Source organism: Leuconostoc palmae, from assembly GCF_019656075.1.
In the GTDB taxonomy this organism is placed as follows: domain Bacteria; phylum Bacillota; class Bacilli; order Lactobacillales; family Lactobacillaceae; genus Leuconostoc; species Leuconostoc palmae.
The window spans coordinates 1-20,213 of sequence record NZ_BPKZ01000008.1 but is presented as its reverse complement, the minus strand read 5'-3'; the positions used below and the strand labels follow the sequence as shown (position 1 = coordinate 20,213).

The 20,213-nt window shown below is 36.4% G+C and carries 19 protein-coding genes; 3 read left to right on the top strand and 16 right to left on the bottom strand.

The features are described from left to right. Positions 1-9: 9 nt before the first annotated feature. From argF to K5Q12_RS05260, 8 genes are all read right to left on the bottom strand, one after another. Positions 10-1,017, bottom strand: a complete 1,008-nt coding sequence (gene argF / locus K5Q12_RS05295; protein WP_220742669.1) for an ornithine carbamoyltransferase — start codon at positions 1,015-1,017, stop codon at positions 10-12. Next, complete coding sequence (gene argH, locus K5Q12_RS05290) at positions 1,017-2,402, bottom strand: argininosuccinate lyase (protein ID WP_220742668.1); 1,386 nt, start codon at positions 2,400-2,402, stop codon at positions 1,017-1,019. Before argH ends, argF begins: the two co-directional genes overlap by 1 nt. 85 nt (positions 2,403-2,487) lie before the next feature. Further along, positions 2,488-3,717 carry an argininosuccinate synthase gene (locus K5Q12_RS05285; RefSeq protein ID WP_220742667.1) on the bottom strand — a complete coding sequence of 410 codons (1,230 nt, stop codon included), beginning with the start codon at positions 3,715-3,717 and terminating at the stop codon, positions 2,488-2,490. Positions 3,718-3,875: 158 nt separating this feature from the next. Then, positions 3,876-4,796, bottom strand: coding sequence for an LCP family protein (locus tag K5Q12_RS05280; protein ID WP_246570503.1), 921 nt, complete (start codon positions 4,794-4,796; stop codon positions 3,876-3,878). Positions 4,797-4,926: 130 nt separating this feature from the next. After that, positions 4,927-6,288, bottom strand: coding sequence for a magnesium transporter (gene mgtE / locus K5Q12_RS05275; RefSeq protein ID WP_220742666.1), 1,362 nt, complete (start codon positions 6,286-6,288; stop codon positions 4,927-4,929). Positions 6,289-6,326: 38 nt separating this feature from the next. Then, entirely contained in the window at positions 6,327-7,229 is a 903-nt protein-coding gene (locus tag K5Q12_RS05270; protein WP_220742665.1) for an RluA family pseudouridine synthase, read from the bottom strand. Positions 7,230-7,292: 63 nt separating this feature from the next. Beyond that, entirely contained in the window at positions 7,293-8,090 is a 798-nt protein-coding gene (locus K5Q12_RS05265) for an NAD kinase (RefSeq protein ID WP_220742664.1), read from the bottom strand. Next, positions 8,087-8,665 (bottom strand): GTP pyrophosphokinase, encoded by a 579-nt coding sequence (locus K5Q12_RS05260; protein WP_220742663.1) that lies wholly within the window; start codon positions 8,663-8,665, stop codon positions 8,087-8,089. Before K5Q12_RS05260 ends, K5Q12_RS05265 begins: the two co-directional genes overlap by 4 nt. Positions 8,666-8,908: 243 nt before the next feature. On the opposite strand from K5Q12_RS05260, the gene K5Q12_RS05255 reads away from it, so the two are divergent. Then, positions 8,909-9,625, top strand: a complete 717-nt coding sequence (locus K5Q12_RS05255) for a class I SAM-dependent methyltransferase (protein WP_220742662.1) — start codon at positions 8,909-8,911, stop codon at positions 9,623-9,625. A gap of 28 nt (positions 9,626-9,653) precedes the next feature. Here K5Q12_RS05255 and K5Q12_RS05250 read toward each other — a convergent pair whose 3' ends face one another. The 5 genes from K5Q12_RS05250 to K5Q12_RS05230 all read right to left on the bottom strand — a co-directional run bounded on the left by K5Q12_RS05250 (position 9,654) and on the right by K5Q12_RS05230 (position 14,871). Beyond that, positions 9,654-10,187 (bottom strand): adenine phosphoribosyltransferase, encoded by a 534-nt coding sequence (locus K5Q12_RS05250; RefSeq protein ID WP_220742661.1) that lies wholly within the window; start codon positions 10,185-10,187, stop codon positions 9,654-9,656. 74 nt (positions 10,188-10,261) lie between these two features. Further along, positions 10,262-12,223, bottom strand: a complete 1,962-nt coding sequence (gene recJ, locus K5Q12_RS05245) for a single-stranded-DNA-specific exonuclease RecJ (RefSeq protein WP_220742660.1) — start codon at positions 12,221-12,223, stop codon at positions 10,262-10,264. Then, positions 12,210-13,169, bottom strand: a complete 960-nt coding sequence (rnz, locus tag K5Q12_RS05240; RefSeq protein ID WP_220742659.1) for a ribonuclease Z — start codon at positions 13,167-13,169, stop codon at positions 12,210-12,212. Before rnz ends, recJ begins: the two co-directional genes overlap by 14 nt. A 155-nt stretch (positions 13,170-13,324) precedes the next feature. Then, positions 13,325-13,843 carry a peptide-methionine (S)-S-oxide reductase MsrA gene (msrA, locus tag K5Q12_RS05235; protein WP_220742658.1) on the bottom strand — a complete coding sequence of 173 codons (519 nt, stop codon included), beginning with the start codon at positions 13,841-13,843 and terminating at the stop codon, positions 13,325-13,327. A 68-nt stretch (positions 13,844-13,911) separates the two neighbouring features. Continuing rightward, positions 13,912-14,871, bottom strand: a complete 960-nt coding sequence (locus K5Q12_RS05230) for a 2-dehydropantoate 2-reductase (RefSeq protein WP_220742657.1) — start codon at positions 14,869-14,871, stop codon at positions 13,912-13,914. 285 nt (positions 14,872-15,156) lie between these two features. On the opposite strand from K5Q12_RS05230, the gene K5Q12_RS05225 reads away from it, so the two are divergent. Next, positions 15,157-16,074, top strand: a complete 918-nt coding sequence (locus K5Q12_RS05225) for an IS30 family transposase (RefSeq protein WP_220742655.1) — start codon at positions 15,157-15,159, stop codon at positions 16,072-16,074. 25 nt (positions 16,075-16,099) lie between these two features. Here K5Q12_RS05225 and K5Q12_RS05220 read toward each other — a convergent pair whose 3' ends face one another. Next, positions 16,100-17,590, bottom strand: a complete 1,491-nt coding sequence (locus K5Q12_RS05220) for a glycosyltransferase family 2 protein (protein WP_220742656.1) — start codon at positions 17,588-17,590, stop codon at positions 16,100-16,102. Positions 17,591-17,770: 180 nt separating this feature from the next. Here K5Q12_RS05220 and K5Q12_RS05215 point away from each other — a divergent pair, with 180 nt between their 5' ends. After that, positions 17,771-18,688: an IS30 family transposase gene (locus K5Q12_RS05215; RefSeq protein WP_220742655.1), complete on the top strand. Its 918-nt coding sequence runs from the start codon at positions 17,771-17,773 to the stop codon at positions 18,686-18,688. Between the two features lie 108 nt (positions 18,689-18,796). Here K5Q12_RS05215 and trmD read toward each other — a convergent pair whose 3' ends face one another. Together trmD and rimM are read right to left on the bottom strand one after the other, a co-directional pair. Beyond that, positions 18,797-19,528 (bottom strand): tRNA (guanosine(37)-N1)-methyltransferase TrmD, encoded by a 732-nt coding sequence (gene trmD, locus K5Q12_RS05210; RefSeq protein WP_220742654.1) that lies wholly within the window; start codon positions 19,526-19,528, stop codon positions 18,797-18,799. Next, a complete protein-coding gene (rimM, locus tag K5Q12_RS05205; RefSeq protein ID WP_220742653.1) occupies positions 19,528-20,046 on the bottom strand; it encodes a ribosome maturation factor RimM in 519 nt (172 codons plus the stop codon). The genes trmD and rimM overlap by 1 nt, the downstream gene beginning before the upstream one ends. Positions 20,047-20,213: the final 167 nt, after the last annotated feature.

The window sequence follows — 20,213 nt, the reverse complement described above, 5'->3', positions numbered from 1 at the left end:
CTCGCTTTTTTAAAGAATAAATAGATGACCAAGAGTAGCAGCCATCACAGCTTTAATTGTGTGCAGGCGATTCTCTGCTTGATCAAACTGGTGAGCATAGTTTGCATTAAACACTTCATCAGTAATTTCCATTTCAGTAATACCAAATTGATTATATATTTCTTGTGACATTGTCGTATTGAGGTCATGAAATGCTGGTAAATCATGTAAGACAATAGTATTGTTATTTTTTGTCATATCAACAATTTGTTGATTAATTTGATAAGGTAATAACAACTTTATTCGCTCTTCAAAACTACTTTCTTCACCCATTGAAGCCCAAACATCAGTATATAACACATCGACTCCCTCAACACCCTTTTGGATATTATCAGTGATTAGCAACTTAGCACCTGATTTCAATGCCCGATCATTAGCAATGCTTTGAATATCATTTGTTGGTTGTAAATCTGTTGGGGACACAATGTTAATATTGACGCCTAAAATTGCTCCTGTCACCAATAATGAATTAGCAACATTATTTCTACCATCTCCCAAATAAGCTAATGTCAAACCTTTAAAGTTTCCAAAATGCTCTTTAATTGTTAGAAAATCAGCTAACATCTGTGTAGGGTGCCAATCATCTGTCAACCCATTCCAAACTGGTACACCTGAAAATTCAGCTAATTTTTCAACCGTATTTTGAGAAAAACCTCGATACTCTATCGCATCATACAAGCGGCCAAACACCTTCGCAGTATCTTCTAATGACTCCTTCTTTCCAAATTGAATGTCATGTTGTCCTAAAAATTCAGCATGCGCACCAAGATCATTAGCTGCTATAGTAAAACTTGATCGAGTACGAGTTGATGTTTTTTCAAATAACAAAGCAATATTTTTACCTTGCAAGTACGGATGCGGTATATTTTGCTTTTTTAAATACTTAAAATGAGCGGCTAAGTCAATTAATGTTTCTAATTCAGTTTGATTGAAATCACTCTCCTTTAAAAACGACTTACCTTGAAAATGAGATTTCATTAGCGCACCTCCAACATTGCTTTATGTCGTAAAATTTCTTTTTTAACATTTTCAACTGCGGTACCACTAATAGACGTACGGCGATTGACAGCTGTTTCTGATTGCAAGACTTGATAAATATCGTCCTCAATTTCTGGTGCTGCGCTTTGAAGAACCGCTAACGACATTTTTTGTAATGGGACATGCTGTTGAATACCCTCTAGCACAAGTTGCCCAACAATAGCATGTGCTTGACGAAAAGGTACCCCTTTTGTTGCTAAATAATCAGCTAATTCTGTTGCATTTGAAAAATCGTCTTGTGTACTTGCCAACATACGCGCTTCATGAACGGTCAATCCACTAAGCATACCCGAAAAAATTTTAATCGATGCAATCACTGTATCCATAACATCAAATACTTGTTCTTTATCTTCTTGCATATCTTTATTGTATGCAAGAGGTAATGATTTCATAGTTGTTAAAAGTGCCATCAGTGAACCATAAGTTCGACCTGTTTTACCGCGAACAAGCTCAGCAAAATCAGCATTCTTCTTTTGAGGCATAATTGATGAACCAGTTGAAAAATCATCCGATAACTCAATGTAGTTGAACTCATAAGTAGACCATAAAATCATTTCCTCTGCCATTCTAGATAAATGCATCATCAATATCGACGCATTAGATAAGAATTCTAGTGCAAAGTCACGATCTGATACAGCATCTAGTGAGTTATGGTAAATATCTGAAAAACCTAATTCTTCGGCTACAAACTCTCTATCGATAGGAAAAGTTGTCCCAGCTAGGGCGGCAGAACCTAATGGTGATAAATCAGTATGCTTTTGATTAAATTGGAAACGTTCATAATCTCTTTGAATCATTTCAAAATAAGCTAAAAGATAGTGTCCATACGTAATAGGCTGTGCATGCTGTAAGTGAGTGTATCCGGACATAATAGTCCCTGCGTGCTTAGTAGCTAATGCTAATAGCGTTTGTTGTAATTCCGTTAATACGTTAAGCACTTCTGGTAATCTATGCTTTACCCATAAATGAAAATCAGTCGCCACTTGATCATTTCTCGATCGTGCGGTATGCAACTTACCAGCTACTGTACCAATTTTTTTAGTTAACAATGATTCAATGTTCATATGAATGTCTTCATTTTTAACATCGAATATTAGGTCTCCCTGTTCGAGTTCTTTTTGTAACGCTTTTAGTCCAGCAATAATCTGTTCTGATTCAGATGAAGCTATAATGCCTTGTTTACCAAGCATCTTAGCATGCGCAATTGATCCTTCAATATCTTCGGCTGCCATCTGTTGATCAAAATGAATTGACGCACCAAATTCATCAACCCACTCTTCTGCTTTAGCGGTAAACCGTCCGCCCCATAGTTTTGTTGTTGTCATGATATTTATCCCATTGTGTATCTATTCTGACGAACCTACACATACCCTTCCACACTATGTACAGTGGCATTTGCCACTTTTATTGTCATATATTAACTTTTTTGACTGGTTTTTGACTATGCACATGGTTCACTTGTTCGTAAACTGTATTGCTTAATGTCCATAATTTAATAAATCCAACTGCTGCTTCTTGATCAAATGATGATGAACTAGTATAAGTTGCTAAATCTTCATCATATAATGAGTTATTGTCTGACTGACGCGCAACTGCAATTGCATTTCCTTTAAATAATTTCATTTTGACCACACCATTAACATTCTTTTGTGTGTCGTCAATAAACGCCATTAGACTATCAAATAATGGTGAAACCCATTTTGCTTCATAAACAAGATTAGCTAGTTGTTGTTCTATCATAGGCTTAAAATGAGCAACATCCCGTTCGAGTGTCAAATCTTCCAGATCTTTATGAGCGGTCATTAAGACAGCAGCTGCTGGTGCTTCATATATTTCACGTGATTTAATTCCTACTAGACGATTTTCAATATGGTCAATACGTCCAATACCGTGTGAACCAGCAATCATATTCATTTTAATAATAAGATCGGCCAATGACATCTCTTCGCCGTCTAAGGCTACTGGTACTCCCTTACTATACGTTACATCAACAAATGATGGATCATCTGGTGTATTTTCAATAGCTGTTGTTATAGCATAAGCTTCTTCAGGTGCTTGGTTCCAAGGGTTTTCCAAAATACCTGCTTCATTAGCACGACCCCAAAGGTTTTCATCAATAGAATAAGGTGAGTCAAGATCTATTGGCACTGGAACATCATGCGTGTGTGCATATTCAATTTCTTCTTCACGAGACCATTGGAAATCACGAATAGGTGCTTCAATTTTCATTTCAGGATCTAAGGCATGTATTGCTGCTTCAAATCGTACTTGATCATTACCATGCCCTGTTGATCCATGTGCAATTGCTACAGCTTCGTTTTCGTGTGCGATGTCAACTAATTTTTTTATGATCAAAGGACGCGATAACGCAGATACCATTGGATACTCACCTTCATACATCATATTTGCCTTAATCACTGGTGCAACATATTGTTCAGCAAATTCTGCTTTAGCATCAATAACAATCGATTGACTAGCACCTACTTTGAGTGCTTTATCCTGAATGGCTTTCATATCCTTACCGTGCTGCCCAACATCAAGAACAACTGCTATCACATCATACCCTTTATCTTTTAACCAAGGAATTGCTACTGATGTATCTAGTCCACCTGAATAAGCTAGTACTAATTTTTCTGTCATGTTATCAACCTCCGTTACCTGTTTGTCTATGCATTTATAATACAATCTGATGACTATTTATTCAATAATATAGTGTTTATATACGCTTTTTTACTGTATATAACTTATTTTAATGTATATTTTTGCAAATAAAAAGATAACATCTAAATGTTATCTTTTTACTTTGACATTTCATCTGTTATTGCATTATGCACACGATTGATTTCAGATTGACTCATAACTTCAACAGAACCTAAATCTCCCATATCTTGCGTTGTTCCATGTAATTGATCTTGCTTCACATTTCCGAACGCATCACGGTAATTAAGCGCCAAGTTTTTCATTGAACTAGTTGAAACATCTGTTTGAATGTTGTTCGACAAAGTATTTAATAACGTGTCATTAAATAGCGTCCCAACACTAGCAGAATGCTTTAGAACAGCTTGAATGATCAATTGTTGACGCCTTTGACGTCCATAATCACCATCAGGATCTTCATGGCGCATTCTTGAAAATGCCAAAGCCTCACTACCATCCATATGGTAAGTTTGCCCTTTGAAAAAACTGTACTGGCTTTTAGAGTCAGCTTGTGTATCATCACCTTCTGTTGTAAATGTTAATGGCGACACGACATCAACACCACCAACGGCATCAACCATTTTAATTAGCCCACCCATGTTTGCTAATACATAACCACCGTTAATCTTAACATTCAATAGATTTTCAACTGCTTCCATAGCAGAGTCTGCATTGCCATAAGCATAAGCAGCATTGATCTTCATTTGCTGTCCATTGACTGTAACTAATGTGTCTCGAGCAACAGATGTCATAGTCGTTGTTTTCTTATCAGGGTTGATCGTTATAATCATCATTGTATCTGTACGACCCTTATAATCACGACCTAAATCACCAGTATCTGTACCTAACAATAAATATGATACAGGTGATTTAGAAGCAGTGATTTTATCTACCTTCTTAGTCATTGCAGAAGTTTTTTGCATCTTACTTATGGTACGATTCATTTTATAATAACCATAAGATGCTGTTGCAACACCAGCGCATGCTAACAATCCAATTAATACTAAAATGGTCACACGAATCGGATGCTTTTTACGTTGCTTCGGTTATTTGTTATGGCGGTGTAAATCTTCTCTTGAAGCCATTATATTACCTCTATCCTTATTCAACTTTTATTATCATAACATTTTATTTTGCTCACTGTTGATTTATTTAACCAATAAAATGAGTGATAAACAATTGCGCAACATTAAAATAAATCAATACCGAGGTTAGATCAGATAAAGTCGTAATAAACGGTCCACTCGCTACCGCAGGATCAAATCCAATTTTATCAATCACGACCGGAATTAAATATCCTGCTAGGTTGGCTACAATAATAGCAATTGTCATGGCTAACCCAACCGCAATACCTAACATTAAATTTTGTTTCCATAATGCGACAACTGAGAAAACAGAGATACCAGTAGCTAGACCCACTAAAATACCCGCGATGACCTCACTGAAAAAATTTCGCCAGCCATTTTTATCGCTTCCAACAGCTAATCTACGAACCGCTAAGGCTAAGGCTTGTGTTCCCGCGTTACCAGCAGTTCCAGTGATCAGTGATATGAATGCAGCTAAAATGGAAGCTTTTCTTACGAGACCATCATAAGAACTAATTAAAGTAGCCGTTGTCATCCCCAATAGCAACAATGCAATTAACCATGGAATACGTTTAATAGCTGAGTGCCACGGTGAATCATTAATCTGACTAACGTTAACGGCAGCCAATCCAGAATAATCTTCTACTGCTTCCTCGTCAATAACATCAACAATATCATCAACAGTGATCACACCTAATAAACGGTTATTATCATCTGTAACAGGTATCGATAAGAAATTATAATCTGCAACAATCTGAGCGACATCGGCTTGATCATCCCCAGCTTTTACGCTAATAATACGTTCGTTTGTAATGTCAATAACTGGCAAATCATCTGGATGTGTTAACAAATCTCTTAAAGAAATAACACCCATTAAATGTTCTTGCTTATCTAAAACATAGACATAACTAATAGATTCAGCCTCAAGTGCTTGTTTTTTGACTAAACGCATCACATCATCTACATGGAGATTTTGTTCAACACCTAAATACTCCGTTGACATTAATGATCCCGCAGTCTGCTCTTCATAGTTAATCAATTTACGAACAGCATCAGCTTCAGATTTAGGCATCAAACTCAAGTACGTCGCGACAAGTCTGGGGGACATTTCTTGTAAAGCATCGGCAGCATTATCGGCATACATTTCTTGTAAAATACTAGCACCTCGTTTGGGTGGTAATTCTTGTATCAAGGCAACAATATCTACTTCATCAACGTCTAAATTGTCAAAAACACTTGCTAGTACATCATTTGATAATAATCGCCATGCGACACTGCGAAATTGTTCAGGCAATTCAACATAAACTTGTGCCATTTCAAATTCGTGTAATGCTTCAAAAATTTCCGTGAAAGCTTGGTCTTGTCCAGACTGAATAAGATCTGATAGATGTTGAATGGTTTGATTCAACTGTTCATTTTTATCAATCATGATGTCCGTCATCCCCCCCATTTAAAAATGTGTCAAAGTTAGATTAGGTCACGAAGTCCCTTTAAATCTTCAGGTAATTTCGTATTAAATTCACGGTATTCTTCTATGAATGGATCATAAAACTTCATATGATAAGCATGTAAAGCTTGGCGTTTTAGTCCATGCCATAGTGGTCCACCATACAAATCATCACCAACTAGCGGATGTCCTATATTTTTGAAATGCACACGTATTTGATGCGTTCTTCCAGTATGTAATTGTACCTTAACACGAGTCATCGGATTAGAGCCGTTTTCATCGTAACGTCGTTCAACCCAAAATTCAGTTCGTGATGGCTTACCATCCTCTCGGACTTCACGCTTAATGAAATCACCTTCAACACGACCAATGGGTGCGTTAATATCGCCATGATCATCCGAAATAATGCCACTAGGATAAGCTAAATAAAATTTTTCAACTGTATGTTCTTGCAGTTGTTGATCCATAACAGCATGAGCAAAACGATGTTTAGCTAATAGTACAATGCCCGATGTGTCACGATCTAGCCTTGTTACAACATGCGGCACAAGATCCTCTGCATTAATTTCTTTCAAATGCCCCTTCACTTGATTGACCAAGGTATGTAATCTATCCGCATGACCTGGTACTGTTGTCACACCATAAGGTTTGTCCACCACCAGCCAATGCTCATTTTCAAAAATAATATTGAGTGGTTTATAATCAGGTACAACCAAGTCGTTGCTTTTTTCAGTCGGCATAATAATTGTGACCTGATCGCCATCTTCAAGATAGTCAGATGTGTACACCTGTTGATTGTTTTTTAAAATGGCTCCGCCATTGTGCTTCATTTGACTAAACATACGATGTGATACACCGTGCGCTTGCAAAAAAGTTCTGACTTTACGCTGTTCGCTGCCAGAATATGTCCAAGTAAATTGCATGACTATTTTGATATGTTTTCATATACAAAACATACCGAGTTCCTCTCATTAAATTAAATTTTATTAGTTATCGATATCGTTAATAAAAGCGCGATGTACGCGTTGCCAAAAATCAACATGTCGATATGCCGCAAAATGAACTTGCTTTTTTGCGACTTGAAATCTCAATTCACTTATTGATGCATCTTTGATGTCAGATTGATCATACATCACCAGAAAATTATCACTTTTTGGTTTGACAATAATTTTTTGACCCTCTGGCACAACTAAAGGTGAGCCTAATGTTCTAAATACACGATTATTTATCGATGCAATTTCAGACATTTGAATGGCAGATAATTTCGGGTGTAAAACAGCGCCACCGTTAGCTTTATTATATGCAGTTGAACCGGATGGTGTTGCAACAGCAATACCATCTCCACGGAATCTTTCAAACAATTTATCACCTAAAAATATATCAGCAACAAGTGTCCCCATTGGTTGCTTAATCGCAGCCTCATTTAATGCTAAAAAGTGCTTTGCCTCATTGGTATTATAGATAACTGTCATGTCTAACAGTGGATAAGTCACACGTTGACCATTATCATGTTTTAAACTCATAACCAACTCAACAAGTTCTGAACTAAGCCAGTCAGTATAAAATCCTAAATGACCAGTGTGTAAACCGACAAACCGAATGTCGTCAATTCTATCAACGTAGTGTTTGAAAGCACCTAGAAGGGTGCCATCGCCACCAACAGTGATTACTATATCTGGCTTTTCATTGTCAATAATGAGATTATTTTCTACAAGTAATGCACATAAAGATTGTTTAATCGCATTTGAATTATCGATATCATTGTTATATATAGCTATTCTCATTCTGCAGCCCGAATCTCACTGACTCTTTGATCCCACTCGAAATTCTCTTCAGCTAATACAGTTAATTGTTGTGCTACTTCTTCAGGTAAGTCTTCGCCATGTTTATATCTCAAATCGTGTTCAATAGTTGCCCAAACATTCATAGCAATTGTCCTAACCTGAATCTCAGCTAACACACGATTTTCACCGCTGTACATTTGTACGGGATACTCAATGACGATGTGATATGATCGATAACCAGAAGGTTTAGCATTCATTACATAATCACGTTCTTCTAAAATTTGAAAATCTGTTCTCTCGCGTAGCAACTCAACAACTTTATAAACATCTTCAACATATTTCGTCATAATCCTAACACCAGCAATATCCTGTAGATCTAGTGCTAACCTTGATTCCTCAAGATGACGACGAACTATTTTTTCTTCTATAGAATCTTTAGATTTTACCCGCCCAGTAACGAATTCAATCGGCGAGCTTTTTCCATCTTTTTCATATTGGTCTCTTAAACCACGTAATTTCACTTTAAGTTCTTTTACCGTCTGCTGGTAAGGAACAAAAAATTGATTCCAATCCATCAAGACACCTCTTTCTAATTGTGATTAAAACAATTTTGTTTTTCACATTATCAATTAAACACAGTTATGCTGCTACATATTAATTATAAATAATACATAACAGCATAGATTTTAATCAATTTTACATTTATCATTTTAACACATATCAAGTTTAGAATTGAACTTACCATCGACATCCATGCTACCCAGGCGTAAAATTAACTTTTAATAAACAAAAACTGCACTCTAAGGAATAATTGACCAATGTCTTCTCTAATAGCATTCCAAAACAAACTGACACAATTTTTGATTACCCTCTCTGATAACAAATATGCACTGCAGAAGATCAATGATGCTTTAATTGTTATCAATAGATTATCTCAACATAGTATACCCAACAAAAAAATAGATCATCTATTTTTCACTGAAAAACAGATTTTAGCTGATACAAGATTAATGGCTTTAGATGACTTATTATCAGAATTTCGTCAACTGCTCATTACCGAATTTGGCGTATGGTTTGTACCAAATTATTTATGGCTTCACGACCTCAAACAATTTATTAATAATCGTCGTACCCTTGAAATTATGGCGGGGAATGGTCTTATTTCAGCTGGTCTTCGTCAATTAGGCTGTCCTATAACTGCTATTGATAACTTCAAATGGCAGTGTCAAGATGTGAATGCCCCTAATTTATGGACTAATGTTATTCAAGAAGAGGCACTTATGGCACTCAAAAAATATCAGTATGATGTGATCATCATGAGTTGGGCACCTGACACTAATGATGATGACTTCAGTATTTTAAACTATTTAAAAAAACACGAATTTTCTGGAGATTTCATTGTTATTGGTGAACCATTTGGTCACACTAACTCTTCTCAATTTTGGCAATCAGCAAAACTAAACAAAAATGAATTACTCAACAAAAATTATCATTCATTTGATACCATAGACGATCATATTTATTTAATCACATAAAAAGCAAGAACAAATTTGTTCTTGCTTTTTAATAGGTCATCAATGATAACATCGGTACTTCACGTTCACCTTGCATAATCTTATCACGACCATGTAAGGCTTCCAATTCAATGATAAATGCCACACCGGCAACTACGCCACCCAACTTTTCAATAATTTCTCGCGTTGCGTTGATTGTACCACCGGTTGCTAGTAAATCATCCACAATCAATACGCGTTGACCAGGCTTAATAGCATCTTCGTGAATTTCTAAAACATTTTCCCCACCGTACTCCAATGAATATGATGCACTAACAGCTTTTCTTGGTAATTTACCACCTTTACGTGCGGGAACAAAGCCAATGTTTAGTGCATAAGCTAATGGTGATCCCACAATAAAGCCACGAGATTCAGGTCCCGCAATTAGGTCAACATTTAATTGTTTTGCAAACACTGCAATTTCATCAACAGCTTGCTTGTACGCAACACCATCACCCATTAATGGTGAAATATCTCTAAAACTAACACCTGGTTCTGGAAAATTTTCCACAGTGGCAACATAATTATGTAAGTCTACAGTCATTTTTTCTCTCTGAGTAATCACTATATCGTTTAAAATACGATTGGTTGGTCAAACTCATACTTTCTTTTTAATTTTTAGCGATTCGCCAAAAATTTTTGATAAGTTTTTGACGTTGTTAATGGCTTTTGCGCTGCATTAGGAATAATTACCACAAAGCCATTATTAACTTCGACAAATCCTAATTCAATAAAGACTTGAACCATGATGTTTAAATCTTTTTTGGTTATTTGTAGCTGCTTTGCTATTTTATCCAAGTTTTGCGCAAAATTCAAGTCAGGGTGAGCATATATAAACTTATACACTTTAGCAAAAAATTGTTTATGCACCTGGTTGTCTTCTTGATCTGGCAAATCAAGGTCAGTAATCAATAATTGTAAATGTTTTTGCCCTCTAAAATAGTTCATACCAAGCGTTGCTACAAAGCTCAAAGACATTGTCTGATTAGTCACTTGTGCCCACTCAGGATGATTAAAGCCCACTGCATCAATTTTGTTTTTTAACGACAACTTAATATGTTGTCTCGTATTGCCCATTGTTATTGCTTGACTGATTTCAGGATTTTCAATCTTAAATTGTGGCTGTGAATTCCCATTACCAAAAGGTTCTAACAATGATAGATCATCATAAGAATCTGTTGATAAATCATTTATTGATAAACTTGTATTAATATCTAATTTTGTATCAGAAAAACTCAGTTTGCCAATATCTGATAGTCTAATTTTTAATATTTCAAAATTTTCTGGTGAAATAGATAACCCTAGCGCATTGGCATGTCCACCAAAAGTCTCGAATAAATCACGAAAGTTTTCCATCAAATTATGTAGATCAATGTTGCCATATGAGCGACCTGATCCTTTATAAATATTATCAATTTGACTCAAGACGATTACAGGTTTGTGGCAAAGTTCCACAAGCCGACTGGCTACGATTCCCAAAATACCTTGATGCCAGTTTTCACCTGAAACCACTAATATTGTATCGTTTTGATGTGCATCAGATAAAGCAACTTGCTTAGCCGCCCCAAATACTTCTTCCACAATTTCTTGTCTCTGAGCATTGATTGCTTCCACTTGCGTTGCTATGTTAACGGCTTCATCTTCATCTTGTGTGAGCAACAATTCCAATCCCAATGTTGCATCTCCTAGACGACCAACTGCATTTAATCTAGGGGCAATTTTGAACGAAACTGTTTCCGAAGTCACAGGTTGATTATTGGTCTGCCCCGCATTATTCAGCAGCGCTGCCAAACCAGGTCTAGGGCTATCACTAATTTGTTTTAATCCCCATGAAACTAATGTCCTATTCTCGTCTGCTAATGTTACCATATCAGCAATTTCGCCCAAAGCAACTAAGTCTAACATCTCGATAGGCAGATCACTTTTATCAACAATAGGTTGTCCATCAGACAATAGAGCTTGAGCTAATTTAAAAGCTACTCCTACACCTGATAAATCGTCAAACGGATAGTTACTTTGGGGATGCCTAGGATGAATAATCGCAAATGCTTCCGGTAGTATCTCTGGTAATTCGTGGTGGTCAGTAATAATAACATCGACCCCCACTGACATTGCATAAGCAACAGCTTCATAACCAGTCACGCCGTTATCAACGGTTACAATAACTTGCGCCCCATCTTCAATAAGCTTTTTATAACGATTAAGGTTTGGTCCATAGCCATCTACAAATCGATCAGGAATATAGGATTCAACATCAGCACCTAAAACTTCAAGTGCTTCAACTAAAACAGCTGTACTTGTAATGCCATCTAAATCATAGTCACCATAAATAACAATTTTTTCGCCGCCAAAAGCTGCTTCAGTTAATCTCTCAAAAGCTTTTTCCATATCATGAAGTTGCATAGGATCATGCAATTGCTTAATAGATGGTTGTAAGTAATCAAACGCTGATTCTACCGTGGTGAAGCCTTTTTGTGCAACAATTGTTGCCGTTAATTCACTAATATTTAGTTGTGACATTAATTGTCTGACAACCTTTTCTGAAGGTTGTGGCAATAAGTGCCAATTATTTCGGCTCATGATGACCTTCTTTTTTAAATGGTATATCTATTAAATCTAAATCTCGTGCAACAATGGTGTTCTTAAAAATTCTGCGAACATCAGAGATTAATATCTTCACTAAAGGTCCGATATATCGAGCTGATAGATGTGTCAAAATAAGTTTATCAACTTGTGCACGACGAGCACTATTGGCTGCATTTACGCTAGTAGAATGTGCATGAGCACGTGCCATCTTGGCTTCATCATCTGTTGCACCATAGGTACTCTCATGAACTAATACATCGGCATGGTATGCTAAACGCTCAATATTGTCATTAGGTCGTGTATCTAAAATAAAGGTTACAACACGACCTTTCTGTGCTGGACCAACATAATCGTGCCCATCTATTGTGCGACCATCTGGTAATGTCACAAGTTTGCCAGCTTTTAATTGCCCGAATAAGGGACCCGAAGGAATATTTTCTGCTTTTAATTTATCTACTAATAATTCCCCTGGATGATCTTTTTCTTCAACACGAAATCCCCAGCTTTCAATACGATGTTTCATTCTTGCGGTGACAACTCGGAATTGATTGTCCTCAAATATAACACCTTCAGTAAGCTCCACATACACAACAGGATAAGACAACCGTGTTTCAGAAACATGCAAAGCTGTTTGCACAAAATCTTTGACCCCTTTTGGACCATATATTGTTAAAGGTTCATTTTTGTCTGCGCCCTGAAATGAACGTGAGCTTAAAAATCCAGGTAATCCAAAAATATGATCGCCATGTAAATGAGAGATAAATATTTTTTCAACTTTTCTGGGACGTAAGGTTGTTTTTAATATTTGATGCTGTGTTGCTTCCCCAACATCAAATAACCAAATTGCATTGCGTTCTTCTAACAAACGTAAAGCGATACTTGTAACGTTTCTAAATTTAGATGGTTGACCAGAGCCAGTTCCTAAAAATTCAAGTTGCATATTATTTTAATCGTTTACTCATTTTATCGTAAATCAAGTAAACATTCTCCTAAATCAATTGGATGATTATTAATCATCTATAACTTATTCATTTTACCATATAAATTATCAGTACACTGAAAATTGGCCAATAAAAAACAGCCTATGCTGTTTGATTACCAATTTTCTTTTTGAAATGCTTTCCTTTGTGCAATTGTCAATGCTTCACGTGAAGGGTCTTTTTTATAAAAGTCTTGATGATATTCTTCTGCTTCATAGAAGGGTTTTACATCCTCAATGGTTGTGACAATTGGTTCGTCAAATCGCCCTGATGCTTCAAGAGATGCTTTAGATGCTTCTGCTATATGACGCTGAGTGTCGTTAGCTACAAAAATTACTGGACGATAATTATCCCCTCTATCTTGGAACTGTCCCATGGCATCCGTTGGATCAGTTTGTTCCCAATAAATTTCAACCAATTCAGCGTAAGTTAGTTTAGTTGGATCAAACCATATTTTGACAGCCTCGGTATGTCCTGTCGTATGAGAGCACACTTCCTCATACGTCGGATTTTCAGTATGTCCTCCTGTATAACCAGAACGTACTTTTTCAATACCAGGTAACGAGTCAAAAGGCTGTACCATGCACCAAAAGCAGCCACCAGCAAAAATTGCTGTTTCAAGATTTTGTGTCATTATTATTACTTCCTTTTTCTAAAATAAAAAGAGAAACCTCAGTTTCTCTCATAATACTATAATTAAAATCAAATTTCAAAATTTTCATGCTTTTTAGCAATCTTGGCTCGTTCGATATCTTCTTTGGCATGAATCATTTTAGTGACAATATCATTAAACGGGGTACTAATCTGTTCTTGTCGCCCTATTGTTGAGAAATATCCATTAAGAAAATCAATTTCTGTGCGTTTCCCATTTTGGATATCTTGATACATAGAAGGATAGTGATTACCGGCATTTTCTGGTTTAAGTAAACGACTCAAATCATCCATAATCGCCTGAATGTCTACTTTTATACCTTGTGAAGCACCTACTTGTTTCATCTCATTTAAAATACCAAGTGCCATGTCCATTGCATTCCCAGCGGTACCAAATTCAGCAATATTAGCATTTAACAAAACAGAAAGTGGATTTAATACAGCATTAATACCCGCTTTATGCCAAATAGCGGTCATAACATCTGGTGTGATTTCTGCGTTTAATCCTGCTTGATTTAACGCATCAGCAATGAATTGAACATCTGATCCATCTAATGCTTGTAATTTAATTGACCCGCTACCTGTAATATGAATTTCACCCGGTTTTACCAATGATGATGTCCACAATGTCACCCCTGCAATAATTTGGTCACGTATCACGTGTTTAGCCATAACCTCAATGTTTCCTAAACCATTAGACAACACAAGTAACTTTGTATGTCTATCAATAATTGGCTCGATATCATTGAGCATCCGATCTAATTGTGGTGTTTTCGTCAAAAAAATAATTAAATCAAAATGCCCTGCCGTAGCCACTTCTGAAACAGACATGACCGGAACAAAGTATTTTTTTGGGGCTTGATTATCTTTTATGACAGTTAAACCATTTGTATTGATTGCAGCGATGTGTGCTGGCCAGCCGTCAATACCAGTCACTTCATGACCACTTTTTTGTAACATCACACCAAGTCGGGCACCTAAGGCGCCAAATCCCGCAATTGCTATCTTCATATTAATTATTCACACTGTAATTGTGTGCCTCCTGATACAGTAGATTAAAAATAATTGTTATTATTTTACCTTACCATATTTTGAGTTCAAACATAAACATATTAATTGATATTTGTGCGTCAATTAATCAAGCATATCATTATTAAATGACAATCATGTTACAAAATACAATATTAAATAAGTTTATAAATGGTAGATTGTAAAATTAAACCGAACACTTGAATAAAAAAGCCGTAGCGCCTTTAATGGTAATTGTCCAAAACAACCATAAAGGAACTGCGACTCATGACTAGTTTATCATCTCAAGAACGTACTGTCATTCAAACTTTGCTGGAATTGAATTATTCGGTTCGTGCCATCGCGCGTTTTATTAACCGATCACCTGCGACGGTCTCTGTTGAAATTCATCAAGTTACGCCCTATAAAGCGGATATTACTCATGCGTTGGCATTGAAAAAACGTCATCTACGTGGTCGTCATCACACACTAACACCAGCTATCGCTGCCTTTTTGAATGAGCACATTGATATTTTAAAGTGGTCACCAGAAACTGCTGCTCATGTTTTAGGGTTACCTTTCAAAACGATTTATAATTGGCTCAATGCTGGCCGAATCAAACTGTCATTAGCTGATTTACCTGACAAAGGTATTCGTCAAAAACGTCAGTCTGATGGCAGACGTCAAGTATTTGTTCACGGTCGTTCAATTGAATCAAGACCCAAAAGTGTTCAAGCACGGCTGGATTTTGGTCACTTTGAAGTTGATACGATGCAATCGGGTAAGAAACGTGGTGAAGTGCTTGTCACAATCACAGAAAGATTAAGCCGGCAACATATTGTGAGGCAGGTTATTGGTCGCAATAGTCAGGCAGTGATACCAGTCTTAATTCGTTTTTTTCAAGGAATCAAGAATGCTAAGTCAATCACTGTTGATCGAAGACGAGAGTTTGCAAAATATGATGAAATCGAGCAAAAGCTAGGCATTTCAGTCTATTTTGCGCACCCATACTCACCAGAAGAACGTGGGAGTAATGAGATATTAAACCGATACGTTCGGCGATTTATACCAAAGGAGCGAAAAATTGAGACGGTTAGCGCCAAAGAATTAGATCAAATTAATCATTGGATTAATGCAAGACCAATGAAAACACTCAATTGGCAATCACCACGAAAGGTTTTTCAGCAGTTCGCATTGTTCGGTTAATTCTTGCAATTTACCTGTTTAATGTTCACGCCTTAAATCCCCCTCTAATCTTAAATAATTTGCGAACCATTAACACCGTGTTGAATATAACCAGATAAATCAAAATGTTAAAACCGCTGTTTATATATGGTTTAATGGTCTGCAATGCAGAATTTAGTGTTATTACTTTGAAATATAGACCTAATCCAACCAACAAAGCAATAACGATAATCGATAACCAATCAGCGCTTAATTTTGAAGATACACCGCTTTCAGCTTGGTACTGTGAAGCCCATGTGTCTTTGCGTTCAATCTTTGATATTTCACGCCATGATTTTATATCAGTTATAAAATCAAACCAGACAGCAAATTCAGATGATATTGTTGTTGCTGATAGCAGTACATCAATAAAACGCTTTTTAGGTGTCTTGATAGCTACAATTGTGTTTAAAATCATACTGAATAATATAGGTAATAAGAATATCCAATTATAAGTGAAGTTTCCTAATAATATAGCAGCTGGTATTAAAACAATTAATGCAATTCTTGTGATCCCATTAGACCAAAGCGTTAACTCTTCAATCCAACTAAACCGTGAGTAAGCAGTAGAAATGCCAGCTTTAGTCATGTAGTCTAATTTACCAACACGCCACTTTAAAGCCTGTGCTGAATAAGATTTCATTGTTTTCATGCTATCTACATAGCAGCGTGCTTTACGACTAATCTTGCATTGCCAACCTAATGAACGTAATTGCTGTGTCAATAATAAGTCTTCTGTATCAGTTGAGTTATCATAGATACCATTTAATCGCAACTTATCATAAACTTCTCTTAATGCTGCAGGTCTAAACAATGTAGCTTGACCGCCTAATATAGTCGCTTGGTGTCCATCGTGCTTTTGCTGTATAGTCGACTCTGAAAACGCTTTATTTTGTTGCATGGTTATAAATCTAGCTATTGATCCGCCAAACTTTCCAGAATTGATTTTTTCATCAGCGTTCGGATCATCTTTTAGTAGTCTCTTTTTGGACTCTGGAAGTAAACAAGTATAATTAGCAGAAACCCCACCAATATTATGCTTTTCGTTTATTTCATCGTACAAAATAGTCAATGCGTGCTTTTCTAAATAAATATCAGCGTCAATTCCTAGATAGGCTACAATATTGTTGACTGCTTCAATGTGTTGTTTTGCTAAAGGTTCTGCTGTTTCACTCATATCACCGAAGAACAAACGGTAAATTTGATTTAAAGCACCAACTTTACGTTCCTTATTATCCACAGTTGTTAAATAGTATACGTTTAAGCCGTCTGAATTGCTTTCTAAGACGTTTTCTGTATCATCAGTACAATTATCCAAAGCAACAAACAAATCAAGCTCTAACCCACTAGGAACTATCAAATTACGTAAGCTATCTAAAGTATCTTTTATACTGTCTCTTTCATTATGAGCTGGAAGAACTGCTACAATTCTTTTTTGCACATTATTTTGAAAAACGTCATTTCTTACTGCATTACTATAATCAATTTTCTTAAACATTTATCTCTCCAAAGACTTATTTTTTATTCTATTTCCCAAACACCCAATGCAATAGCCGTATCTAGTGTTTTAGCGTTTTTTAATATGGTAGATTGTAAAATTAAACCGAACACTTGAATAAAAAAGCCGTAGCGCCTTTAATGGTAATTATCCAAAACAACCATAAAGGAACTGCGACTCATGACTAGTTTATCATCTCAAGAACGTACTGTCATTCAAACTTTGCTGGAATTAAATTATTCGGTTCGTGCCATTGCGCGTTTTATTAACCGATCACCTGCGACGGTCTCTGTTGAAATTCATCAAGTTACGCCCTATAAAGCGGATATTACTCATGCGTTGGCATTGAAAAAACGTCATCTACGTGGTCGTCATCACACACTAACACCAGCTATCGCTGCCTTTTTGAATGAGCACATTGATATTTTAAAGTGGTCACCAGAAACTGCTGCTCATGTTTTAGGGTTACCTTTCAAAACGATTTATAATTGGCTCAATGCTGGCCGAATCAAACTGTCATTAGCTGATTTACCTGACAAAGGTATTCGTCAAAAACGTCAGTCTGATGGCAGACGTCAAGTATTTGTTCACGGTCGTTCAATTGAATCAAGACCCAAAAGTGTTCAAGCACGGCTGGATTTTGGTCACTTTGAAGTTGATACGATGCAATCGGGTAAGAAACGTGGTGAAGTGCTTGTCACAATCACAGAAAGATTAAGCCGGCAACATATTGTGAGGCAGGTTATTGGTCGCAATAGTCAGGCAGTGATACCAGTCTTAATTCGTTTTTTTCAAGGAATCAAGAATGCTAAGTCAATCACTGTTGATCGAAGACGAGAGTTTGCAAAATATGATGAAATCGAGCAAAAGCTAGGCATTTCAGTCTATTTTGCGCACCCATACTCACCAGAAGAACGTGGGAGTAATGAGATATTAAACCGATACGTTCGGCGATTTATACCAAAGGAGCGAAAAATTGAGACGGTTAGCGCCAAAGAATTAGATCAAATTAATCATTGGATTAATGCAAGACCAATGAAAACACTCAATTGGCAATCACCACGAAAGGTTTTTCAGCAGTTCGCATTGTTCGGTTAATTCTTGCAATTTACCAAATTTATTTAAAATGCTTAACGTTAATCATTTTAAAGAATATGTGAGATTTAAAAAAACGAAGTAGCATTTCTGCAAATCCGTTCATATTGTTTATTCAGATTCTTGTTTCACATCATCTAGTAAATCGCGTTCTTTTTTAGTCAATTCACGATTTTCTAGTAAATCAGGCCGTCTTAACCATGTGCGCCTCAATGATTCTTTCAAACGCCATTCGGCAATTTTTGCATGATTACCACTCATTAGAACTTCCGGTACTTTACGTCCTCTGAAGTCAGCTGGTCGCGTATATTGAGGAAATTCAAGCAAATTATCTTGGAAAGAATCTTCCTCTGCACTGACATTGTTTCCTAATACATCAGGCAAAAAACGTGCTGTCGCATCAATGACGACCATAGCTCCTAGTTCGCCACCTGTTAAAACATAATCGCCAAGAGAGATTTCATCATCAACCAGTTCACGAATGCGTTCATCATATCCTTCATAATGTCCGGCAATAAATGTTAAATGTTCTTTCTGAGCTAATTCTTCAGCGACATGATGATCAAATTTTCGACCTGCTGGATCTAATAACACCACATGTCCCTTATCGCCAGCTTGATGTTCAACAGCTGTCATTGCATCAAAAATTGGTTGTGCCATCAATAGCATTCCCGCACCACCGCCAAAGGGATAATCATCAACATTGTTATGTTTGTTTTCAGTATAATCACGAAAATCAGTAACGTGAAAATCTAATGCCCCTTTATCAATGGCTTTACCAAGTATTGATTGCTTTAATGGTGTGAACATATCTGGAAATAGACTTAAAACATCAATTCTCATTAATCTAGTAATCCTTCCAGTGCATCTATTGTAATCACTTTATGATCAACATCAACGTTTTTAACAACATCATCTATCATGGGAATCAGAGCATCTGATTGATTGGGTCGCTTAACTATCCAAACATCATTAGCCCCTGTTGTCATAATTTCAGAAACCACGCCAATTTCATTTTGTGCCAAATCAACAACTCGACTATCAATGATCTCATCATAATAGTACTCACCATCATTAAGCGCTTCTCTTTGTTCACCGTAAACATAAACGTCATCAGTTTTATATTTTTCAATATCGTTGATGTTTGTTACGCCTTCAAATAACACAAGCCACATGTTTTTGTGCAAGCGTGATGACTGAACTTTGACCGGAACAAAACCTTGTTTTGTTTCTATTTGGAGTTCCTTACCCTTTTTAAAACGATCTTCAGCAAAATCTGTAATCGCCATAATTTTTACTTCGCCACGAATACCATGAGTGTTGACAATAGTGCCAACTTTAAAATAATTTTCTTTTGTCATAACTATTATTATATCATGATAAATCTACAAGACTACGTGATGAGTTATAAATTGGTTAACTCAATGCCATCTAATTGTATGAGCTTTTTTTGTGCTCAGAAGTCAATAAATTGGACTATTTTTATTCAGTTAATTAGGCGACATTTGAGATACGATTGCGATTATAA